Raw genomic sequence first — 20847 nt, 5'->3', positions numbered from 1 at the left:
TGGCCGGGATCTGCTTGCGGAAACCTCTGCGTTTCCGCAAGCAGGCACCCAAACGCCCGGTTCACCGATAAAAGGGGGCTGACCGTGAAGACGGCAATCATATTCGACTGCGAATTTCTCTGCCTTGAGGGGTCGCAACGTCGGTTTTGGTGCGCGGCTCACGATCCCGACCCTGTCATAGCGCAGATCGGCGCGGTCAGGCTTGGTCTCGAAGACGACTTTCCGCTGCTCGGCACGCACAAGGCCTATATCAGACCGATCGACCGGTTTGGCCGGAAATACGAACTCGATCCGTTCTTCACCAGACTGACCGGCATAACCGAGAAAAACATCGAGACCGAAGGGGTTGCGCTTGGAGAAGCACTTGCCAGGGTCGATCGCTTTTCCGATGGCGCGCGGTTCTGGTCCTGGGGCAAGGACGAACTGAACATGATCGCCATCAGTTGCTATGTCGCGGGCATTCAGCCGTCCATCCCCGCCACCCGGTTCGACAACGCCGTCAAGCTGCTGATCGCGGCGGGGATGCCGCTCGAGGATCTCGCACGGACGCCAAGCAACAAGCTTGCGGACTATCATGGCGTCGAACACCCGCCATTGCAGGGACATGACGCGCTCGACGACGCGCTGTCCGTCACCTACACGCTGCAGCACTTGATGAAGACTGGAAAGCTGCAGCCGGAAGCCTTCGACAGCTTGTAGATTGAAGCGTCTGGCGGGATTGCGCTCAGATCACCGAATCGGTCCAGCGAACGATCTGTTTGGCGGCATCGCCGAACGCGCTGTCGAGCGCACTGACATAGGCAGGATTGCCGCTGCCCGAAACCGGCGCGGACGCGGTGAAGCTCTTGGAAGCGCGTACCTCGCCGTTGCGATCGTTGAGCAGGCGCACGAACAGGTCGACTTCGGCATGTTCGCCACCGTCGACACTCACTTCGAAGGAACGGATCTCGACGATCACCTGGTAGTCGATCGCCAGGCCCTCGCCCGGCTTGCCGACGCCGGCAAAGCTGCCCGAACGCTGGAAGGTCTCCGCCAGCCGCGCCTGCACGATCACCGGCAGCCGGTCGGCCCATTGCGCGCCCTTCAGATACTGGATCGAGCGGTCGGAGGGTTTGATGACGATGTTCTGGCTGTCCAGCGCCTTGAGCGCCGAGGGCTGGGCGATCAGGATTTGCTTGCGGCTATGGCCACGGGCGTCAACCGACGGCGCCGAAAGCTCGAATGTGTCGAGCGGCGCAGGCTTGCCGCCCAGTACCGCACAGCCGGCAAGCGATAGCGCAAGCAGCGCCGCAGCCGGTGTCAATCCACCCGTTCTCACCCATACCGACTTCACGCGCGATCCCCGTTGTCCCCGGATCGTAAGATCAACCCGCATCCGCGGCTCATGTTCTTGGGGCGAGCAGACGCCGAAGTCAACGCCGCGCCCTGCCGTCGAATTGCCGAACCTCGCCCTCGCCACCTGAAAGAATGCGCTGCGGATTGCGGCTGAGATCCGTGACCGCTTCCTCGATACGCGTGATCGAGCGGCGGCTGTCCTGCACCAGCGCCTCGACATTCGAGAGGCCTTGGCCTGAGAAGCGCGACAGATTGTCGGTGATGGTGCCAAGGCGCGCATTCAGCGTGTCGGCGACCTGCTTGAACGACTTCAGCGTGGCCCTGGCGTCCGCCATCACGCCGTTGGCCTCGCCGGAGCCGAGCAAATTGTCGACCTTGGCCAGAATGCCGTCGACCCGCACCGAGGCATCGTTGAGGCGCTGCGCGAGTTGTTTGGCGTCCTTGATCGTCTGATTGATATCGTCGGCGCGGTTGGCGAACTTGTCGGTCACCATTGCAATGTCGGCGGCGGCCTTGTTGGCGTTTTCGCTGGCCTTCTGGATGTTGGCCAGAGCCGTACGCACCTGCGCCGGGTCGACACCGTCGAGCACGCCGTTGACCTTGGTCAGCGTGCCTTGCGTCTGCTTGGCGAAATCATTGACTGACCCGACCGCCGTGTCGACATTCTTGATCACGCCGTCGAGCTGCTGCGATGTCTGCTTGAGGTTCGCGGTCACCGTATCGACATTGGCGACGATGCTCTTGATCTTGTCCCTGTCGACGGCGTTGAGCAGGCCCTCCGCCGCCTTCAGCGTGCCGTCGAGCTTGCCGGACACGCCCTTCAGTTCTTCGGACAGCGCGCTGACGCTGGACAGGAACTTGTCGATGCCGTCGGAATTCTTGGCCAGCGCATCGGAGAATGTCTGCACGTTCTGGACAGTCTGTGTCAGCGGCCCGCGAACATCCCTGGTGAAGCCCTCGAGTTCGGACAGCACCTTGTCGGCGCGGGTGAAGATGTTCTGCGCCGTCTGCAGCAGATTGGTCACGGCGGAAGGGTTGGCTACGATCTCGGCGACCTTGCCTTCCTTCTCGGCCTGATCGAGAAGTTTCACTTCCTTGGGATCGGCTCCCTTGAGCTCGATATTGGCCTGCCCGGTGAGGCCGGCAAGCCCGATATCGGCCTGCGTCGACTTGGTGATCGGCGTCATCCGATCGATCTCGGTGTCGGCGATGGCGACCGTCGGATTGTCGACGTCGATATAGACGCGCTTGACGTCACCGACCTTGACGCCGTTGAACAGCACGAAGCTGCCGCGGCCAAGACCGGAAGCCGAACCAGGGATGCGCACGCGCAGCAGCGTCGTCTCGCCCCTGTCACCGATCGCCGCCGTCCAGTAGACGAAGCCGAACGCCGCCAGGATCGCAACCAGCGTAAAGATGCCGACAATGACGTAGTTGGCTCTGGTTTCCATTATTTCACTTATGGCTATGCACGTGCGGCAAGATCAAGTTGGCGGGCGCGTTTTCCGCGGAAATAGGATTTCACCCACGGTTCCTCGCTCTTCAGCATGTCGTCGATGGTGCCCTCGACCAATACTTTCTTCTTGCCGAGCACCGCCACGTGGTCACAAGCGGTAAACAGCGTGTCGAGGTCGTGCGTGACCATATAGACGGTCAGATCCATGGTGTCGCGCAGCTTGACGACGAGTTCGTCGAACTCGGCAGCACTGATGGGATCGAGGCCGGACGTCGGCTCGTCGAGAAAGACGATATCCGGATCGAGCGCCAGGGCGCGCGCAAGTGCTGCGCGCTTGATCATGCCGCCGGAAAGTTCTGATGGGAATTTCTGCGCCGCGTCCGGCGGCAGCCCGACCAGCTCGATCTTGAGCAGTGCCAGCTCGTCCATCAGCTTCCTTGGCAGGTCGAGATATTCGCGCATCGGCACCTGCACATTCTCCTGCACGGTCAGCGCCGAAAACAGCGCGCCATGCTGGAACAGCACGCCAAGCCGCATGTCGATGCGCAGGCGCTCGATATCGCTTGCTTTGTCGACGTCGACGCCAAACAGCCTGATCGTTCCGGACTGCTTGGGCATCAGCCCGAGAATGGTGCGCAACAGGACGGACTTGCCGGCGCCCGAAGCGCCGACGAACCCCAGGATCTCGCCGCGCTTGATGTCGAGCGAAAGCTTGTCGAGGATCAGCTTGTCGTCGATGGCAACGGTGACGTCACGCACCGAAAGGACGATCTCGTTCTGGTCCTTTTCCTCCGTCTTGATGCCATTGCCCTTCGCCATTGTGTCAGAACTCGATAGCTGCGTAGAACATGGCGAAAAGCCCATCGAGGATGATGACGACGAAGATCGACTTCACCACGGAGGCGGTCACGTGCTGGCCGAGCGATTCGGCGCTGCCGCCGACCTTCATGCCTTCGACCGAGGCGATCGTGCCGATGATCATGGCCATGAACGGCGCCTTGATCAGCCCGGCGAAAATCGTGCTGAGATCGATGGCGACACGCAGGCGGTCGATGAATGCGGCGGGTGGGATATCGGAGTAGAGCCAGGCCGCGGCAATGCCGCCGCCGAGTGCCGCGAAATTGGCGATGATCGTCAGGCACGGCAAGGCGATCACCAGCGCAACCAGGCGCGGAAAGACCAGGACGCCAATCGGATTGAGACCGATGACCTTCAGTGCGTCGACCTCCTCGCGCATCTTCATCGAGCCGATCTCGGCGGTGATCGCGCTGCCGGAGCGGCCGGCGATCATGATTGCCGTCATCAGCACGCCGAGTTCGCGCAGGATCAGCACGCCGACGAGGTCGACGACGAAGATGTCGGCGCCGAAATAGCTGAGCTGGTAGGCGCCTTGCTGGGCAACGATGGCGCCGACGATCGCCGACATCAGCACCACCACGGGAATGGCGCCGACGCCCATGCGGTCGATCTGGTTGAAGATCGCCGCCGGGTTGACGGCATGGCCACGGCCGAGCTTCATCTGCGCGCCGCGGATGGTGGCGCCCAGAATATTCATCGAGGCGAGGAAATCGTCACGCATCTCGTAGACGCGCCGGCCAACCGCCTCGAGGGCACGAATGACGATATTGGGCGGCCGCGCCGGGCCGGATTCGGGTTCGCGCCGGACAGCCTCGCCGACCGCGTCGAGCAGGATGGCGGCGATCTCGCTTTGGCCTTGCAGCCGAACCTCGACCTTCTTCTTCTCGAAGGCGCTGACGAGCCGGTCGATTAACCAGGCGCCGGCGGTATCGATCTTCTCGATTTTCGAAAGATCGAGCGCCAAAGTCTTGAAACCGTTTCGTTTCTCGATCTTGCGCATGTCGGCGTCGACCAGCGCCACAGTCCGTGTCGTCCAGATTCCGGAGAACGCGCAGCCGAGCACGCCACCCTCCTCGCCGACCGCGACGCGCGGTTGGTGGTCAGCCTCCGAGGCGGTGGTGCCGCTTGCGTCGCGCTTGCCGATGGTCAACATGGCGTCCTGTTTAGCCTGATGGGTCCGACCTTGTCGATTTGCCGACAACCCTTCTCGCACAGCCGGAGCAGAAAAATATGGCGCGTGTCATTTCGGTTGAGGCGGAGCGTTTTCCAATCGCTGGCACCTTCACCATTTCGCGCGGCTCCAAGACCGAGGCCGAGGTCATCACCTGCACGATCAGCCAGGACGGTCATAGCGGGCGCGGCGAGTGCGTTCCCTACAAGCGCTATGGGGAAACCATGGACGGCGTACACGCCGCGATTGAGGCCATGCGCGAGCGGATCGCCGATGGCATCGACCGGACCGCTTTGCTCGACGCTATGCCGGCGGGAGCCGCCCGCAACGCCGTCGACTGCGCGCTGTGGGACCTTGAAGCCAAGATTAGCGGCAAGCCGGTGGCAAGCGCAATCTGGCCGGCGCCGCTGCGTCCGCTGGAAACCGCCTACACACTGTCGCTCGGCGAAGCCGAAGCGATGGCGGCACAGGCCCGCGCCAATGCCGGCCGGCCGCTGCTGAAGGTCAAGATCGGCGGCGACAACGACGTGGCCAGGATTCGCGCCGTGACGGAGGCAGCGCCTCGGAGCCGAATCATCCTCGATGCCAATGAGGGCTGGACCGACGACAACATCGTGGCAAACCTCGCTTTTGCGGCGGAGCGAGGCATTGCGCTGGTCGAACAGCCCCTGCCCGCCGGCCAGGACCAGATCCTGCGCCACATCGCCCATCCTGTGCCGATCTGCGCCGATGAAAGCGTGCATGAGGCGAAGCATCTGGAAACGCTGCTCGGCCTCTACGATGCCGTCAACATCAAGCTCGACAAGTCGGGCGGACTGACGGCGGCGCTCATGCTGCGCGACCGCGCCCGCGAGCTCGGTTTCGGCATCATGGTCGGCTGCATGGTCGGCACGTCGCTTGCCATGGCGCCGGCGGTGCTGCTCGCCCAGGACGCCGATTTCGTCGACCTTGACGGTCCGCTGCTACTTGCCGGCGACCGTGTGCCGGGTCTCGTCTACCAGGGATCGCTCGTCTCCCCCCCGGACCGGGCGCTTTGGGGCTGAGCGCGCGGCAAGCCCGATCAGCACCAGGCCGGCGATCGCGATCGGGATCATCACCAGGAAACCATCGACGCCGAGACGGTCATAGAGCGGGCCGGAAGCCAGCGTAACGGCGGCCATGAAGAAGCCGTTGAAGAAATAGGCGATGCCTTGCGCTGCACCCGTGCGCTCTTCGGAGACGGTCTCGGCGATCATTCTCTGCAGGCCGATGAGCACCATGGCGACAGACACCGAGTGCAGTGACTGCACGGCGAAGAAGCCGGCGATACCGAGCCCGAGCGGCCAGACCAATGGAAAGATGATCCAGCGCACGATGGAGCCGATGCCGGCGATCACCATCACTTTGACGACCGACACGGAAGCGAAAATGCGGTTGAAAAACAAAAACATGCAGACTTCGGACACCACGCCCCATGCCCACAGCAGGCCGACGACGGAATCGCTGATGCCGATCGATTTCCAGTAAATGGAAACGAAACCGTAGAGGAAGGCGTGGCTGGCGGTGATAATGCCGACGCCAAAGGTGAAGTAGAGGAAATAGGCATTGAACAGGCTCGGGGCCGCGTGCTGGATTTCCACTGCCGACAACGGCGAGGCCTTGCGCGGGCGCCCCATGCGCGGCGCCAGCAGCCCGGCGACGAGCGCCGCGCCAAGGGCAAGGACTATGATCACCGGAACGGCTTGGGGTCCGGTGGCCGCCAGGATGAAGCCGCCCGCGACATTGGCGCAGAGATAACAGATCGATCCCCATTTGCGCATGCTGGCATAGTTCGAGCCGAAGCGGCGCACGCCCGAAAGCGCCAGCGAATCGGCGATCGGCGAATGCGGCGTCCAGACAACGGTGAGCGCCAGCGACACAGCCAGCACCATCGCGTAGGTCGGGGTGAGGAAATAGCCCGCCGAGAGCAGCAGCGAGGCTGCCACCAGCGCGACATAGACATTGGCGCGGTCCCTCGCGCGATCGGCGAGCGTCGTCAGCAGCGGCGTGGTCACCACGCGCAGGAACATCGGCGCGGCCAGGATGACGGCGATCTGCTCGGCGTGAAACCCCTTGGCCTGCAGCCAGAGCGGAAAATACGGCAGATGCGTGCCGAGCGATATGAACAGTGTGCCGAAGATCAGGCTCATGCGCAGTTCGAAATGGCGCGGCTTGACGAGCTGTTCTGGCGAAAGCGGCGGCAGGGACATGAATCGATCCAATTACGCCGCGCTCGATCTGCCGGCGACGTGGATCGATCCCTTAACATGGCGGAAAAGCAGGCGGAACCGGCTGGACCAATGATTGACGCTTAAAGTCGTCGCGAACTTCGTGTCAGGCCGCCTGCCCGACCCGATCCTCGATGAGCATCGGGATGAAAGGTTCGTCCCACGACTCCGGCAGCACCTGCGCCCAGGTCAGGATTTCCATCCGGCCATCGAAGTGCTCCACCACGGCCGTGCAGCTCTCCACCCAGTCGCCGGTGTTGATGTAGCGAACGTCGTCAAAATTCTCGATCGCCGCATGGTGGATATGGCCGCAAATGACGCCGTCGACATGCGAGCGGCGGGCTTCCTCGGTCAGCACGGTCTGGAACGAGCCGATGAAGTTGACCGCCTTCTTGACCTTGACCTTGGCCCAGGACGAGAACGACCAGTAAGGCAGGCCGAGCAGTTGGCGCAGCCGGGTCACCACCCGGTTGACGTTCATAGCCGCGTCATAGGCGTGGTCGCCGAGATAGGCGAGCCAGCGCTGATTGTGGACGACGGTGTCGAACTGGTCACCATGGATGACGAGGAGGCGCTTGCCGTCGGCGGTTTCATGGATGGCGCGGTCGGCGACGACGATGCCGCCGAAATGCACGCCCTGGAACTGGCGGGCGAATTCGTCGTGATTGCCGGCGATATAGGTGATCGAGGCGCCCTTGCGCGCCTTGCGCAGCAATTTCTGCACGACGTCATTGTGGCTTTGCGGCCAGTGCCAGCTGCGCCGCAGCCGCCAGCCATCGACGATATCGCCGACCAGATAGATGATATCGGCGTCATGGTAGCGCAGGAAATCGATCAGGAACTCGGCCTTCGCCGCCTTCGAGCCGAGATGGACGTCGGAAATGAACATGCTGCGGAAAGTGCGGGGCTCGTGGCCTGGCATCGCGATTTCATCCTTGCTTTCGCGCAGCCTATGCCCCGATTCATGCAACAACCGTATGACGGTTGCGATTGGTCCAGCCTAGGGACTAGCTTGCCGGCCAAATCACAGGAGAAATCGTCATGGATCTTGGTATCCGCGGAAAGAAGGCCATCGTCTGCGCTTCGAGCAAGGGTCTTGGAAAAGGCTGCGCCATGGCGCTGGCCGAGGCCGGTTGCGATATCGTCGTCAATGGGCGCAACGCCGAACTGGTGGCCAAGACCGCCGCGGAACTGCGCGCGCGTTACCGCGTGACGGTGACGGAAGTCGTCGGCGACGTTTCGAAACCGGAAGTGCAGAAGGCGCTGCTCGCCGCCTGCCCGGAACCCGACATCCTTGTCAACAACAATGGCGGCCCGCCGCTGCGCGATTTCCGCGAACTCGATCGTGTGAAAATCCTCGAAGGCGTGACCCAGAACATGGTGACGCCGATCGAACTGGTGCAGGCCGTCCTCGACGGCATGGCGAAGCGCGGGTTCGGCCGCATCGTCAACATCACCTCGCTGTCGGTCTATGTCCCAATTCCCGGTCTCGACCTGTCGTCGGGAGCGCGCGCCGGCCTGACCTCCTTCCTCGCCGGCGTGGCGCGAACGGTGATCGACCGCAACGTCACCATCAACAGCCTCTTGCCCGGCAAGCTCGACACCGACCGGCTGCGCGGCCCGCATGAGGCCGGCACCGTCGAGGACCCTGCCGCGGCGGCCGCGCGCAAGAGCCGCATCAGCGCCGATGTCCCGGCCAAGCGGCTCGGCACGCCGGAGGAATTCGGCCAGATCTGCGCCTTCCTCTGCTCGGTCCATGCCGGCTATCTCACGGGCCAGAACATACCGGTCGATGGCGGCCTCTACGTCAGCGCGTTTTGATCGCAAGGTCTGCGAAGCGGCGCGACTCGTGTGGCATGAAATGATCATAAGCATTTGATATTTTTTGCTTTTCGACGCGCCGTCACTTAATGCTGCCGGCGCGTCAATTAGCGTCGCGAAAAATCTTGGCCGCATGCTAAAAGGACTCCCGACACAGGTTTCGAGGGAGCGGCCGCATGGAAGGCGAGAACAAGAAAACGGCACGTTCGGACCTCGACGAAGCCGCCCTCTACTTCCACAAGCACCCGACGCCGGGAAAGCTCGAGATCCAGGCAACCAAGCCGCTCGGCAACCAGCGCGACCTGGCGCTCGCCTATTCGCCCGGCGTGGCGGCGCCTTGTCTTGAGATCCGCGACAATCCGGCAACCGCCGCCGATTACACGGCGCGCGCCAACCTCGTCGGCGTCGTCTCCAATGGCTCGGCCGTGCTCGGCCTCGGCAATATCGGCCCGCTGGCCTCCAAGCCGGTCATGGAAGGCAAGGCGGTTCTGTTCAAGAAGTTCGCCGGCATCGACGTCTTCGACATCGAGATCGACGCACCCGAGATCGAGCGCATGGTGGAGACCGTCGCCGCTCTCGAACCCACTTTCGGCGGCATCAACCTCGAGGACATCAAGGCGCCGGAGTGTTTTGAAGTCGAGGAACGGCTGAAAGCTCGCATGAGCATACCGGTGTTCCACGACGACCAGCATGGCACCGCCATCATCGTCGCCGCCGCCGTGCTCAACGGACTGGAATTCGCCGGCAAGACCATCTCGGACATCAAGGTCGTCACCTCCGGCGCCGGTGCCGCCGCCCTTGCCTGCCTGAACCTGCTGGTCTCGCTCGGCGTGCGCATCGAAAACATCTGGGTCACCGATCGTTTCGGCGTCGCCTACAAGGGCCGCACCGACGAGATGGACCGCTGGAAAGACCCCTATGTGAAGGATACCGAGGCGCGCACGCTGGCCGATGTCATCCCTGGCGCCGACGTTTTCCTCGGCCTGTCAGCGGCGGGTGTGCTGAAGCCGGAACTGCTGCAGCACATGGCGCCAAAACCTCTGATCCTGGCGCTCGCCAATCCCAATCCCGAGATCATGCCGGAAGTGGCGCGCGCGGCGCGTCCCGATGCCATGATCTGCACCGGCCGCTCCGATTTTCCCAATCAGGTCAACAACGTCCTGTGCTTTCCTTACATTTTCCGTGGCGCGCTCGACTGCGGCGCCAGCGCCATCAACGAGGAGATGAAGATGGCTGCGGTGCGGGCCATCGCCGCCCTTGCCCGCGAAGAGCCTTCGGACGTCGCCGCACGCGCCTATTCGGGCGAGACGCCGATCTTCGGACCCGATTTCCTGATTCCCTCGCCCTTCGATCCCAGGCTCATCCTGCGCATCGCGCCGGCCGTCGCCAAGGCGGCCTGCGACACCGGTGTGGCGACACGGCCGATCACCGACTTCGCCGCCTATATCGACAAGCTCAATCGCTTCGTCTTCCGCTCCGGCCTGGTGATGAAGCCGGTATTCTCGTCCGCCAAGGCATCGAGCGCCAAGCGCGTCATCTATGCCGATGGCGAGGACGAGCGCGTGCTGCGCGCCGCCCAGGTGGTGCTCGAGGAAGGCATCGCCGAGCCGATCCTGATCGGTCGCCCGCACGTCATCGAGGTCAGGCTGAAGCGCTACGGACTGCGCATCAAGCTGGGCGTCGATTTCGGCCTGATCAATCCCGAGGACGATCCGCGCTATCGCCACTATGTCGACCTGCTGATCGAACTTGCCGGCCGGCGCGGCGTCACGACGGAAGCCGCGCGCACCATGGTGCGCACCGACAACACGGTGATCGCGGCGCTGGCGCTCAAGCGTGGCGACGCCGATGCCATGGTCTGCGGCCTCGAAGGGCGCTTCGAGCGGCATCTGCGCAACGTGACGCTCATCATTGGCCCTCGCGCCGGCATCAAGGACTATGACCTGTCGACGCTTTCGATGCTGATTTCGCAGCGCGGCATCATCTTCCTCACCGACACCCACGTCTCCGTCGACCCGACGGCCGAGGAGATCGCCGAGATGACCGTGCTGGCGGCCGAGGAAATCCAGCGGTTCGGCATCGAGCCGAAGGCGGCCCTTCTGTCGCATTCGGATTTCGGTTCGCGCGATTCACCAAGCGCGCTAAAGATGCGCCAGGCGGCGGCAATCCTGGCGCGCATCGCGCCGGAATTGCAGTGCGACGGCGAAATGCATGCCGATTCCGCGCTGTCCGAGCATCTGCGCCAGCGCGTCTATCCGCATTCGCGGCTCAAGGGCGAAGCCAATCTGTTGGTGTTCCCCAACCTCGATTCAGCCAACATCACGTTGACGGCGTTGCGCGCCATGATGGATGCTCTCCATGTCGGGCCGATCCTGCTCGGCACCGACAAGCCGGCGCACATACTGACGCCCTCGGTCACGTCGCGCGGTGTGGTCAACATGACGGCTCTCGCGGTGGTCGAGGCCGCGCACAAGGCGCAGGCCATCGCCAATCTGGACTAGGCTGAAGCCGGCTTCAACAGGCTGGCCCGGTCTTCCGGGCAGCATCCTCACATGCCGGCGACAAGTTGTTGCAAACGGGGTGTTGCCGACCGGCAACTTGCGATTGCGGAAAATCAACGTTGCCCGGAAGCGGATTTCGCGGGGAAGACCGACCTGATATGGTTGCGCATCTGATCTGACGGCGAGGACGTCATGAAAGGCTTGTTGCTCGCATCCGCATTGCTGTCGCTGATCGGCGGACAAGCTCTGGCCGCGGACGCCATCAGTGCCGAGCCCGCGACGGTTCATGACTGGTCCGGGGTCTATGTCGGCGGTCAGATCGGCTACGGTTTTGGACGGACTGACGCGACTTACAATTTGCCGAACACCCCAACGATCCGGGGTTCGCAGGATTACGATACCGATGGTTTCCTGGGCGGCGTGCAGATCGGCTACAACTATCAGATCAACTCCGCGGTTCTTGGCGTCGAGGCCGATGTTTCCGGAGCCGACATCAAGGGGCACTCCGACGAGATCACCTCCGGCTTGGGCGATGTTTACGACACCAAGGTGGACTGGTTTGGTACGCTGCGCGCCAGGGCGGGCTACGCGCTCGATCGTAGCCTGATCTACGGCACCGGTGGCCTGGCGTTTGGAAACGTCGAAAACCGGTATCTCGACGGTCCCCTCGATAGCTTTTCCGAGAAGAACACCAAGGTTGGCTGGACCATCGGCGCCGGACTGGAGCAGGCGATCACGGACCATTGGTCGGCGAAGTTCGAATATCAATATGTCGATCTGAGGGACCAGACCATCGACTATGCCCCGAACTCCAACACCACGTTCGACAACACGTTCAACGCGGTCAAGATCGGTATGAATTACAAGTTCTGACAGTCGGTGGAGAGATCTGCCGCGCCCCGTCGCTTTCCGGCTGATTGAACCCGCCCGCTGCCGCGATCGAGGGCAGGTAGCGGACCGCATCCGAAATAGACGATTAACCGGCAACGGGGTAGTTTGGCGGGCACAGGCCAGCGGGATTGAGGCGGATGACAAGCGGAGGGTTGAAGCGGGCGCATGCTGCCATGCTGCTTGGCCTCCTGCTGTCAGGCGCCACCATCGCCGAACCACAGGCCGCCTCGCGGGTCTGCCGTCAATTGGAGGCCGATCTTGCCGCGGCTTCGCGTGGCGGCGGCGGTGGTCCGGCAATGATCCGCAAATACGATGCCGCGATCGACCGGCAGCGCGAACAGATCTCCAAGGCCCGCAGCCAGGCGGACAATGCCGGTTGCGGGTTTTCGCTGTTTTCCCGCAACATCAATCGATGCGCCGGGCTCAACGCCACCATCGACCGCATGAACGCCAATCTCGACGGTCTCCAGGCCAAGCGTGCCCAACTCGCCGGTGGCGGCGGCTCGCGTCGCGACCGTGGCCGCATCCTGGCCGCACTCGACGCCAATGGCTGCCGCGACGACACGGTTGCGCCGCGCCGCGCGCCGCTGCAGGAAGCCGACCGCGAGGAAGACGGCAACGCCAACCTGTTCGACCAGCTTTTCGGCGGCGACGACCAGCCGAGCGACACGCCTGACCAGACGGACGATCCCGGTGAGGAACGCAATGTCGGCCGCGTCCTGAACCTGCCCGGCGTTCCAGACGCTCCGGGCACCGGCGGCGAGTTCCACACCACCTGCGTGCGCACCTGCGACGGCTATTTCTTCCCGATGTCGAATGCCGCCTCGGTCGGCGATTTCGAGCGAGACCAGAAGAATTGCGAATCCAGCTGCCCCGGCACGGAGATGCAGGTCTTCTATTCGCGCGGCATGGACGACGATTCGGCCTCGATGACCTCATCGGTCACCGGAAGGCCCTACAGCGAGCTGCCGACCGCCTATCTCTACAAGCAGTCCAACATATCGCGGCCGCCGGCCTGCGGCTGCAATGCCGCGCAGAACTTCCAGATCATTGGCGGCAACCCGCCGGCCCCGCAACAGTCGCTGCCGGAAACGGAAGCGGCACCGTTGGTTCCCATGCCGGCCTCCAAGCCCGATCCGGGGGCCGACCCGGAAACCCTGGCCAACAGGGACGGCGGGCTCGACCGCGACGCCATCAAGCGGCTTTCCGCCAAGCCGGTGACGTCGCCGGTATCCGCCTTGCCGCCGGAGCAGCGCAAGGTCAGGGTCGTCGGGCCAACGTTCCTTCCCGACCCATCAGCGGCAATAAATCTGCAAGCTCCGGCCCCGAAGGCAGTCCAGTAAGGGCAAGCCTCAGCGGCATGAACAGCCCCTTGCCCTTGCGCCCTGTCGCTTCCCTGATCTTGCCGGTCCAGTCCTTCCAGACCGCTCCGTTCCAGGGCTCTTCGGGCAGGACTTCGAAGGCCTGTCCGAGGAAGTCACGATCGTCGTCGGAGAACTCCGGTCTGTCCTGCGGCCCCTCGCGCAGGATGCGCCACCAGCCCACCGCATCGGCGAGCCGGTCGAGATTGCCGCGTACCGCCAGCCAGAACGGCTCGGCCTGTTCGCCGGAGATGCCAAGCACCATCAGCCTGTCGCGCGCCTCGTCGAACGGCATGTGGTGCAGCAGCACGCGGTTGAGCACGAACAGTTCGTCCGGATCGAACTTGGCCGATGATTTCGAGGTCGCGGCCGGGTCGAAATGGCCGGCGAGATCGGCGAGATCATGCGCGGCCGCGACATTCTCCGAGGTGCCGACCAGAACGGCGAGCGACGCGACGGCCATCGGCTCGATGCCATCCTCGCGCAGGCTTTCGATGGAGAGTGCGCCGCTGCGCTTAGACAGCCCTTCGCCCGAGACGGTGGTCAAGAGATTGTGGTGGCCGAAGACAGGCGGCTCGGCGTCCAGAGCCTTGAACAGGGCAATCTGCACGCCGGTGTTGGTGACATGGTCGTCGCCGCGGATGACGTGGCTGACACCCATCTCGATGTCGTCGACGACGGATGGCAAAGTGTAGAGATAGGTGCCGTCCTCGCGCACCAGCACTGGATCCGAGAGCGAAGCGAGATCGACCGTTTCGTCGCCACGCACCAGATCGTTCCAATGAACCTCCGTGCGTTCGGGCTGCAGCGGATCGCTGGTGAAATTGGGTAGCAGGAAGCGCCAGTGCGGCCGGCGCCCGTCGGCCCGGTATTCGGCCACCTGCTCCTGTGTCAGCGCCAGGGCCTCGCGGCCATAGACCGGCGGCAGGCCCCGCGTGCGGCGCACCTTGCGCCTCAGGTCGAGTTCTTCCGGCGTTTCATAGCAGGCGTAGAGAACGCCCGCCGCCTTCAGCCGCTCGACCGCCGCGTCATAGACCTCGAAGCGCCGCGACTGATATTCGGTGGCATCGGGGAAGATGCCCAGCCAATGCAGGTCGTAGAGGATGGCGTCGGCGAATTCCTGCTTCGAACGGCCAATGTCGGTGTCGTCGAAGCGCTGGATGAAGCGGCCCTTGTTGTTCAGGGCAAACAGCCAGTTGAACAGAGCGGTGCGCGCATTGCCGATATGGATGCGGCCGGTCGGTGACGGGGCGAAACGAACGGTAACTGTCATGAGCGGGGCGTACCGGATGCCTTTGTGATTGACAAGATGCGCCCCCGCGCTGGTCGGCACACATAGAACATGACGCGGGCGATGAAAAGACTGAGGCCATGCGCGGCGCATGGCCCTTATCCGATCAGAACAGCTGGTTGAAAGCGATCAGCGGCCGAAGTCGTCGGAACTGAGGCGGGTCCAGCGGTCGCCCATCAACCCACCGATAAAGATGTCGCCGGAGCGGACCGCTTGCGCGACCTCGGGGATGCGCGAGCGCACCATCGTCCCCCCGGCATAGCGGAAGAAGACATTCTTGTAGCTGAAGAGTTGCGGCATGAACCTGCTCTGCGTCTGCCCGATGATGCCGGCGCAGCCCATATTCCACGCGTCCTCCATCACGCCATCCAGCGTCGCACCCCAGTGAGGTCCAGAGGACTGGAGTTGCAGCAGGTTCGCGATGCCGCCGGCCTGACCGTAGAAAGCGTAGCAACCGAGCATTTTACCGGCTTCGTCGTAGGTCCCACCAAAATGAAGGGGGCCGTCGGCCCGTTTCTCGGCCGCCAGCGCCAGCAGCCGTGGCAGCTCGCCATCCTGCCAGCGCGGCCGCAGCGAGTAATCTGAGACAAGGGTCGGCAGCCGCTCCGCAAATAGCGCGGCATCCATCGGTTCGCGATGGATCCGGTGTGACGAGGAATGCTGGACAGGCGGCTCGAACCTTTTTCTCGTAAAAGCATCGAATGCTCGGGCGCAGGGATCGAGCACGAAGCGCGGCAGGCCCGGCCATTTACCGCGCGCCACGGCCGATGCCACCGCGGCCGGGCGGAAAATGCGGGTCCATCCCAGACAATGCGTCGGCAGCAACTGGTATTTCATCGGGCGCGCGAAGGCCAGGGATACCCGGTTGGCCGAATCGGTCAGGTGCAGATCGAATTCGCCTTGATGCACGGCACGCAGCAATTGCGGCCCGGCCGAACCGTGATCGGTGCCGGTGTCAGCCATGAGCGGACCGATGATCGCGGCATTCAATGTCGCGCCGTTGAGCTCGTAGCGGGCCTTCAGGACACCGAGGAAGCCACCCAGATCTCCCTGCGGGTTGATCTGGACAAGAGCGTTGCTCGCGCCTGGCTGGCCGGCAGGGTCGAGATAGATCTTTCTCATATACTCGGCCGTCTCAGCGATGGCGCGATCGAGGAGGTGACGTCGCCGACGGCGAAACTTCGTCAGGAAGAGTGCGGCGACCCGCTCGAGATCTTCGGCGGCGAGTGGCCGAACCGAGCCATGGTGAATTGCCAGCACCGGCGGCGCAGCTACTTTTTCCGCACCGGTATCTTCGGAAGCAAGATGCATAGTGAAGCCGAAATCCTGCGCTGACCAGTTTGATCCCAGGGCACGGGCTTACGATCCCTGGGTTGCTTTTGCGTAAACAACCCGCAACCAGTGGTAGAAATAGCGTGTTGTACCCCGGCATTATAAAAAAGTATGCCGCGCAGGTCACTCTGTCTGACAGCGCCTGATGGAGATGGCCTCCGGCCGATGGCGGAGGCCATCTCAGGTCAGATGACCAGTCCCTTGGTGAGTTCGAGCGCCTGACGCTCGAACAGGCGGCGGTAGATGCCACCCTTCAGCCGGATCAGTTCGTCATGCGAGCCTTCCTCGACGACGTTGCCGCGATCGAAGACCAGCAGCCTGTCGAGCGCTCGCACCGTCGACAGCCGGTGCGCGATGACCAGCGTGGTGCGGCCGACCATCAGCCGCTCCATCGCCTGCTGGATAAGCACCTCCGATTCCGAATCGAGGCTCGACGTCGCCTCGTCCAGGATCAGGATGCGCGCATCGGCCAGGAAGGCGCGCGCGATGGCCACGCGCTGCCGCTCGCCGCCCGACAATTTCACGCCGCGCTCGCCGACCAGCGTGCCATAACCCTTTGGCAGGCTGGTGATGAAGTCATGCGCGCTGGCCAGCTTCGCGGCATGCTCGATCTCCTCCTGCGTCGCGTTTGGCCTGGCATAGGCGATGTTTTCGGCCAGCGAGCGATGGAACAGGATCGGCTCCTGCTGGACGATCGCGATCTGCCCGCGCAGCGACGCCTGCGCCACCTGCGAGATGTCCTGGCCGTCGATCAGGATCTTGCCCGCATTGACGTCATAGAGCCTCTGGATCAGCTTGACGAATGTCGTCTTGCCCGAACCGGAGTGACCGACGAGCCCGACGCGTTCACCCGGCGCGATATCGACCGAAAAGTCGCGATAGAGCGGCGACCGGTGATTGCCGTAGTGAAAAGTGACCTTGTCGAAGCTGATCGACCCTTGCGTGATCCGGATCGGCCTGGCGCCGGGCCGGTCCTCGATGCCGAGCGGTTCGGACTGGAAATCGACCAGTTCCTCCATGTCGTTGATCGAACGCTGCAAATTGCGGATATGCGTGCCGATATCCCTGAGATAGCCCTGCAGCACGAAGAACGAGGTCAGCACGAAGGCGACGTCGCCGGCGCTCGCCTGCCCCCACGACCACAGCAGCAGCGACAGGCCGATCACCGCGGCGCGCATGACCAGCAGCAACGCCCCTTGCGTGGTGCCGTTGACGGTGCCGCGCACCCAGGTGCGCCGCGTGCGCGCCCGCCATTTGGCGACAACCTTGGCGAGGCGGCGCTCTTCGCGCACCTCGGCGCCAAAGCCCTTGACCACGGCGTTGCAGCTGACAGCGTCGGCAAGCGAACCGCCAAGGCGCGTGTCCCAGGTGTTGGCGAGCCTGGCCGCCGGCGCGACATAGCCAAGCGACAGCATCGCCGTCACAGTGATGAACAGCACCGAGCCGACGGCAACGACCACGCCCATCAGCGGCCAGAACCAGCCAAGCAGCAGCGTCGAGCCGACGAGCATGACCACCGATGGCAAGAGCGCGATCAGGATGGTGTCGTTGAGCAGGTCGAGCGCCCACATGCCGCGCGTCACCTTGCGCACGGTCGAGCCGGCAAAGCTGTTGGCGTGCCAGTCGGTGGAAAAGCGCTGGACGCGATGGAAGGCATCGGCGGCAATGTCGGCCATCATCTTCAGCGTCAGTTCGACGATGCCCATGAATGCCAGGTTGCGCAGCACGACGCCCGTCAAGGCAAGCGCCATCAATATCGAAAACGCCGTCATGGCGGCGTTCCAGGCAATGGCGTCCGCGCCGGCGCTGCTGGCGACGGCGTCGACCAGGCGGCCGGAATAGAGCGGCGTCAGGACGTCGGCCAGCGTCGACAGCAGGAAACCACCCATGATCAGCGAAAGCCGCCAGGGCTGGCGCCGCCAATGGGTAAGTGTGAAACCAAGAACGCTGCGAAAGGCGCTCGCGCGCAAATCGATCTTGAAACGAGCCATGATGTCATTCGGGCGCAAACGAGCCCGATCCCAGTAAGGTCGAAAATTGAAGAAGCCGCGCAAGGGGCGAATGATTGCCCAGAAGCGGAATGGCATATTTTGGCGTCACGCCCGTAATCGGGCGGCGACCGGCATCGGCATAAGCCTGTGCTCAATTTGGCTCCGATGCGAAGGGCGGACCTTCGCGCGGCGCCAGATGAGGCCTAGGCTTCGCGGCCTCGCATTACCATTTTAAATACTGCCATTCGGACCTCCCGCAAATGAATCGCGGAGTGGTCCTTATAGAGACGCTCTGATGCAACGCCAAGACGGGCCTTGCCAAAAAGCGTATCCGGTGCAACCAGTGCGATTATTTTGCAACAACGGCGGCGGGAGCTTTCGCCGCGTTGCGGTCACTGGGGCGTGCGGTCCAAGCGCATGTATCGGCCATCGGTCGATGCCTTGAAGCCCAGCTTTTCGTAGACCCCATGCGCATCACCGGTCGACAGGCTCCAGTGCGAGACGGTGCCGAGCTCGGGATGATCGATGAGTGCCTGCACCAGCCGCTGGCCAATGCCCTGCCCGCGATTCTCGGGCCAGACGATGATGTCGGCAAGATAGGCGAACACCGTGCGGTCGGTGATCGCCCTGCCGAAACCGACCTGCTTTCCGTCGATGTAGGCGGCGGCGCAGAACGAATTGGCGAAGGCCCGGCGATGAAACTCGTCGCTGCGTCCAGCCCCCCAATAGCTCGCCATCAGCAGGTTGGAGGTCGCACGGAAGTCGATTCGCGCAAGGTCGAAGCTGATCTCACAGTCCAGCATGGCTGTCTCGCCTCGCGGCATCGCGTATTTTCGCCCATTGGACGAACTGCGCGTTACCCACGATCCCTGAAACGGTTGGTGATGGGATAGCGGCGATCGCGGCCGAAATTCTTACGGGTGATCTTCACCCCCGGTGCCGCCTGCCGGCGCTTGTATTCGGCGATGTAAAGCAGGTGTTCGATGCGCGTCACCGTCGCCCGGTCATGGCCGCGCGCGACGATCTCGTCGACGCCCATCTCATTCTCGACCAGGCATTCGAGAATGTCGTCCAGCACCGGATAGGGCGGCAGCGAATCCTGGTCGGTCTGGTTCTCGCGCAACTCCGCCGACGGCGCCTTGTCGATGATGTTCTTCGGGATGACCTCGCCCGACGGCCCGAGCGCGCCAGGCGGCACATGGCTGTTACGCCAGCGCGACAGCGCGTAGACCTGCATCTTGTAGAGGTCCTTGATCGGATTGAAGCCGCCATTCATATCGCCATAGAGCGTGGCATAACCGACCGACATCTCGCTCTTGTTGCCTGTCGTGACCACCATCGAGCCGAATTTGTTGGAAATCGCCATCAGGATGGTGCCGCGCGCACGGCTCTGCAAATTTTCCTCGGTGATGCCTTCCTTGGTGCCCTCGAAGAGCTGCGTCAGCGCATGCAGGAAACCTTCGACCGGCTCGAAGATCGGCACGATGTCATAACGGCAGCCGAGCGCGCGGGCGCAATCCTCGGCGTCCTTGAGCGAATCCTTCGAGGTGTAGCGGTAGGGCATCATCACCGCGCGCAACCGCTCTTCGCCGAGCGCGTCGACGGCAAGGGCGGCACAGATCGCCGAATCGATGCCGCCGGACAGGCCGAGCACCACATTCTTGAAGCCGTTCTTGTTGACGTAGTCGCGCAGGCCCAGCATGCAGGCGCGATAGTCGGCCTCCTCCCGCTCGGGGATCTTCGACATTGGCCCTTCCGAGCAGACCCAGCCGTCCTCCCCGCGCTTCCATGTGATGACGTCGACCGCTTCCTCGAACTGGCTCATCTGGAAAGCCAATGTCTTGTCGGCGCCGATGGCAAACGACGCGCCGTCGAAGATCAGCTCATCCTGACCGCCAAGCTGATTGGCATAGGTGATGGGCAATCCGCATTCGATGACCTGGCGGATGACGACCTGATGGCGGACATCGATCTTGGCCCGATAGTAAGGCGAGCCGTTCGGAACCAGCAGGATTTCTGCCCCGCTTTCCGCCAGCGATTCGCAGATGCCGACATCGCCCCAGATGTCCTCGCAAATCGGAATGCCGATGCGCACGCCACGGAAATTGACAGGTCCCTGGATCTCGGGTCCTGCCTGGAACACGCGCTTCTCATCGAACTCGCCATAATTCGGCAGGTCGAGCTTGTAGCGTTCGGCGATGATCTTGCCACCATCGGCGACGACGATCGAATTGTGCGTGCCGCTCTTGCGCTTCAGCGGCGTGCCGATGATGACGCCGGGGCCGCCATCCGATGTATCGGCGGCAAACTCCTGCGCCGCCTTTTCGCAGGCCTTCAGGAAGGCCGGCTTCAGCACCAGGTCCTCGGGAGGATAACCGGCGAGGAAAAGCTCGGTGTAGAGCACGAGATCGGCGCCCTGGCGCCTGGCATCCGCCCTCGCCTCGCGGGCCTTGGCGAGATTGCCGGCGACATCGCCGACGGTCGGGTTGAGCTGGGCGATCGCGATGCGCAGTAGGTCGGGCTTCTTGGTCATGCCTGCTGACTTAGCGCGGCACAATTCGCCTCGCAATGGCGTTGGCTTGGACCACCCCGA

General features: G+C 63.2%; 17 protein-coding genes. 6 read left to right on the top strand and 11 right to left on the bottom strand.

Features of this window, described 5'->3' with window-relative positions:
• Positions 1 to 84: 84 nt before the first annotated feature.
• Positions 85 to 699, top strand: coding sequence for a 3'-5' exonuclease (locus CK226_RS29165; protein ID WP_095793701.1), 615 nt, complete (start codon positions 85 to 87; stop codon positions 697 to 699).
• A gap of 25 nt (positions 700 to 724) precedes the next feature.
• Here CK226_RS29165 and CK226_RS29160 read toward each other — a convergent pair whose 3' ends face one another.
• From CK226_RS29160 to CK226_RS29145, 4 genes are read right to left on the bottom strand one after another with little or no spacing between them, the layout of a single operon-like run.
• Positions 725 to 1375: an ABC-type transport auxiliary lipoprotein family protein gene (locus tag CK226_RS29160; protein ID WP_095775353.1), complete on the bottom strand. Its 651-nt coding sequence runs from the start codon at positions 1373 to 1375 to the stop codon at positions 725 to 727.
• Between the two features lie 37 nt (positions 1376 to 1412).
• A complete protein-coding gene (locus tag CK226_RS29155) occupies positions 1413 to 2786 on the bottom strand; it encodes an MlaD family protein (protein ID WP_095793700.1) in 1374 nt (457 codons plus the stop codon).
• A gap of 14 nt (positions 2787 to 2800) precedes the next feature.
• The gene (locus CK226_RS29150) at positions 2801 to 3610 is read right to left on the bottom strand and encodes an ABC transporter ATP-binding protein (protein ID WP_095775351.1); all 810 of its coding nucleotides are present in this window, start codon (positions 3608 to 3610) and stop codon (positions 2801 to 2803) included.
• Between the two features lie 4 nt (positions 3611 to 3614).
• A complete protein-coding gene (locus tag CK226_RS29145) occupies positions 3615 to 4802 on the bottom strand; it encodes an ABC transporter permease (protein WP_095775350.1) in 1188 nt (395 codons plus the stop codon).
• 77 nt (positions 4803 to 4879) lie between these two features.
• On the opposite strand from CK226_RS29145, the gene dgcA reads away from it, so the two are divergent.
• Positions 4880 to 5863, top strand: a complete 984-nt coding sequence (gene dgcA, locus CK226_RS29140; RefSeq protein WP_095793699.1) for an N-acetyl-D-Glu racemase DgcA — start codon at positions 4880 to 4882, stop codon at positions 5861 to 5863.
• Here the strand turns inward: dgcA and CK226_RS29135 are convergent.
• Together CK226_RS29135 and CK226_RS29130 are read right to left on the bottom strand one after the other, a co-directional pair.
• Complete coding sequence (locus tag CK226_RS29135; RefSeq protein ID WP_095793698.1) at positions 5783 to 7048, bottom strand: MFS transporter; 1266 nt, start codon at positions 7046 to 7048, stop codon at positions 5783 to 5785. The two genes, dgcA and CK226_RS29135, sit on opposite strands and share 81 nt — an antisense overlap.
• 124 nt (positions 7049 to 7172) lie before the next feature.
• Positions 7173 to 7955 carry a UDP-2,3-diacylglucosamine diphosphatase gene (locus CK226_RS29130; protein ID WP_179296547.1) on the bottom strand — a complete coding sequence of 261 codons (783 nt, stop codon included), beginning with the start codon at positions 7953 to 7955 and terminating at the stop codon, positions 7173 to 7175.
• Between the two features lie 152 nt (positions 7956 to 8107).
• Between CK226_RS29130 and CK226_RS29125 the strand changes: the two genes are divergently transcribed.
• From CK226_RS29125 to CK226_RS29110, 4 genes are all read left to right on the top strand, one after another.
• Positions 8108 to 8887: an SDR family oxidoreductase gene (locus CK226_RS29125; protein ID WP_095793697.1), complete on the top strand. Its 780-nt coding sequence runs from the start codon at positions 8108 to 8110 to the stop codon at positions 8885 to 8887.
• 176 nt (positions 8888 to 9063) lie between these two features.
• Positions 9064 to 11388, top strand: a complete 2325-nt coding sequence (locus tag CK226_RS29120; protein WP_095793696.1) for an NADP-dependent malic enzyme — start codon at positions 9064 to 9066, stop codon at positions 11386 to 11388.
• Positions 11389 to 11607: 219 nt separating this feature from the next.
• The gene (locus CK226_RS29115; RefSeq protein ID WP_245437877.1) at positions 11608 to 12261 is read left to right on the top strand and encodes an outer membrane protein; all 654 of its coding nucleotides are present in this window, start codon (positions 11608 to 11610) and stop codon (positions 12259 to 12261) included.
• Positions 12262 to 12416: 155 nt separating this feature from the next.
• Positions 12417 to 13622 carry a DUF2865 domain-containing protein gene (locus CK226_RS29110; RefSeq protein WP_095793695.1) on the top strand — a complete coding sequence of 402 codons (1206 nt, stop codon included), beginning with the start codon at positions 12417 to 12419 and terminating at the stop codon, positions 13620 to 13622.
• Here the strand turns inward: CK226_RS29110 and CK226_RS29105 are convergent.
• From CK226_RS29105 to CK226_RS29085, 5 genes are all read right to left on the bottom strand, one after another.
• The gene (locus tag CK226_RS29105) at positions 13540 to 14913 is read right to left on the bottom strand and encodes a glutamate--tRNA ligase (protein WP_095793694.1); all 1374 of its coding nucleotides are present in this window, start codon (positions 14911 to 14913) and stop codon (positions 13540 to 13542) included. The two genes, CK226_RS29110 and CK226_RS29105, sit on opposite strands and share 83 nt — an antisense overlap.
• A gap of 147 nt (positions 14914 to 15060) precedes the next feature.
• Positions 15061 to 16242: a hypothetical protein gene (locus CK226_RS29100; RefSeq protein WP_095793693.1), complete on the bottom strand. Its 1182-nt coding sequence runs from the start codon at positions 16240 to 16242 to the stop codon at positions 15061 to 15063.
• Positions 16243 to 16448: 206 nt separating this feature from the next.
• Positions 16449 to 18254, bottom strand: a complete 1806-nt coding sequence (locus CK226_RS29095; RefSeq protein WP_095793743.1) for an ABC transporter ATP-binding protein — start codon at positions 18252 to 18254, stop codon at positions 16449 to 16451.
• 392 nt (positions 18255 to 18646) lie between these two features.
• Positions 18647 to 19057, bottom strand: coding sequence for a GNAT family N-acetyltransferase (locus CK226_RS29090; RefSeq protein WP_095793742.1), 411 nt, complete (start codon positions 19055 to 19057; stop codon positions 18647 to 18649).
• 53 nt (positions 19058 to 19110) lie between these two features.
• Positions 19111 to 20787: an NAD+ synthase gene (locus tag CK226_RS29085; RefSeq protein ID WP_095793692.1), complete on the bottom strand. Its 1677-nt coding sequence runs from the start codon at positions 20785 to 20787 to the stop codon at positions 19111 to 19113.
• Positions 20788 to 20847: the final 60 nt, after the last annotated feature.

The sequence above is a fragment of the Mesorhizobium sp. WSM4311 genome, from assembly GCF_002295115.1.
In the GTDB taxonomy this organism is placed as follows: Bacteria; Pseudomonadota; Alphaproteobacteria; order Rhizobiales; family Rhizobiaceae; genus Mesorhizobium.
Note: the sequence above shows the minus strand (reverse complement) of the source record. Positions and strands in the feature narration are given on the sequence as shown.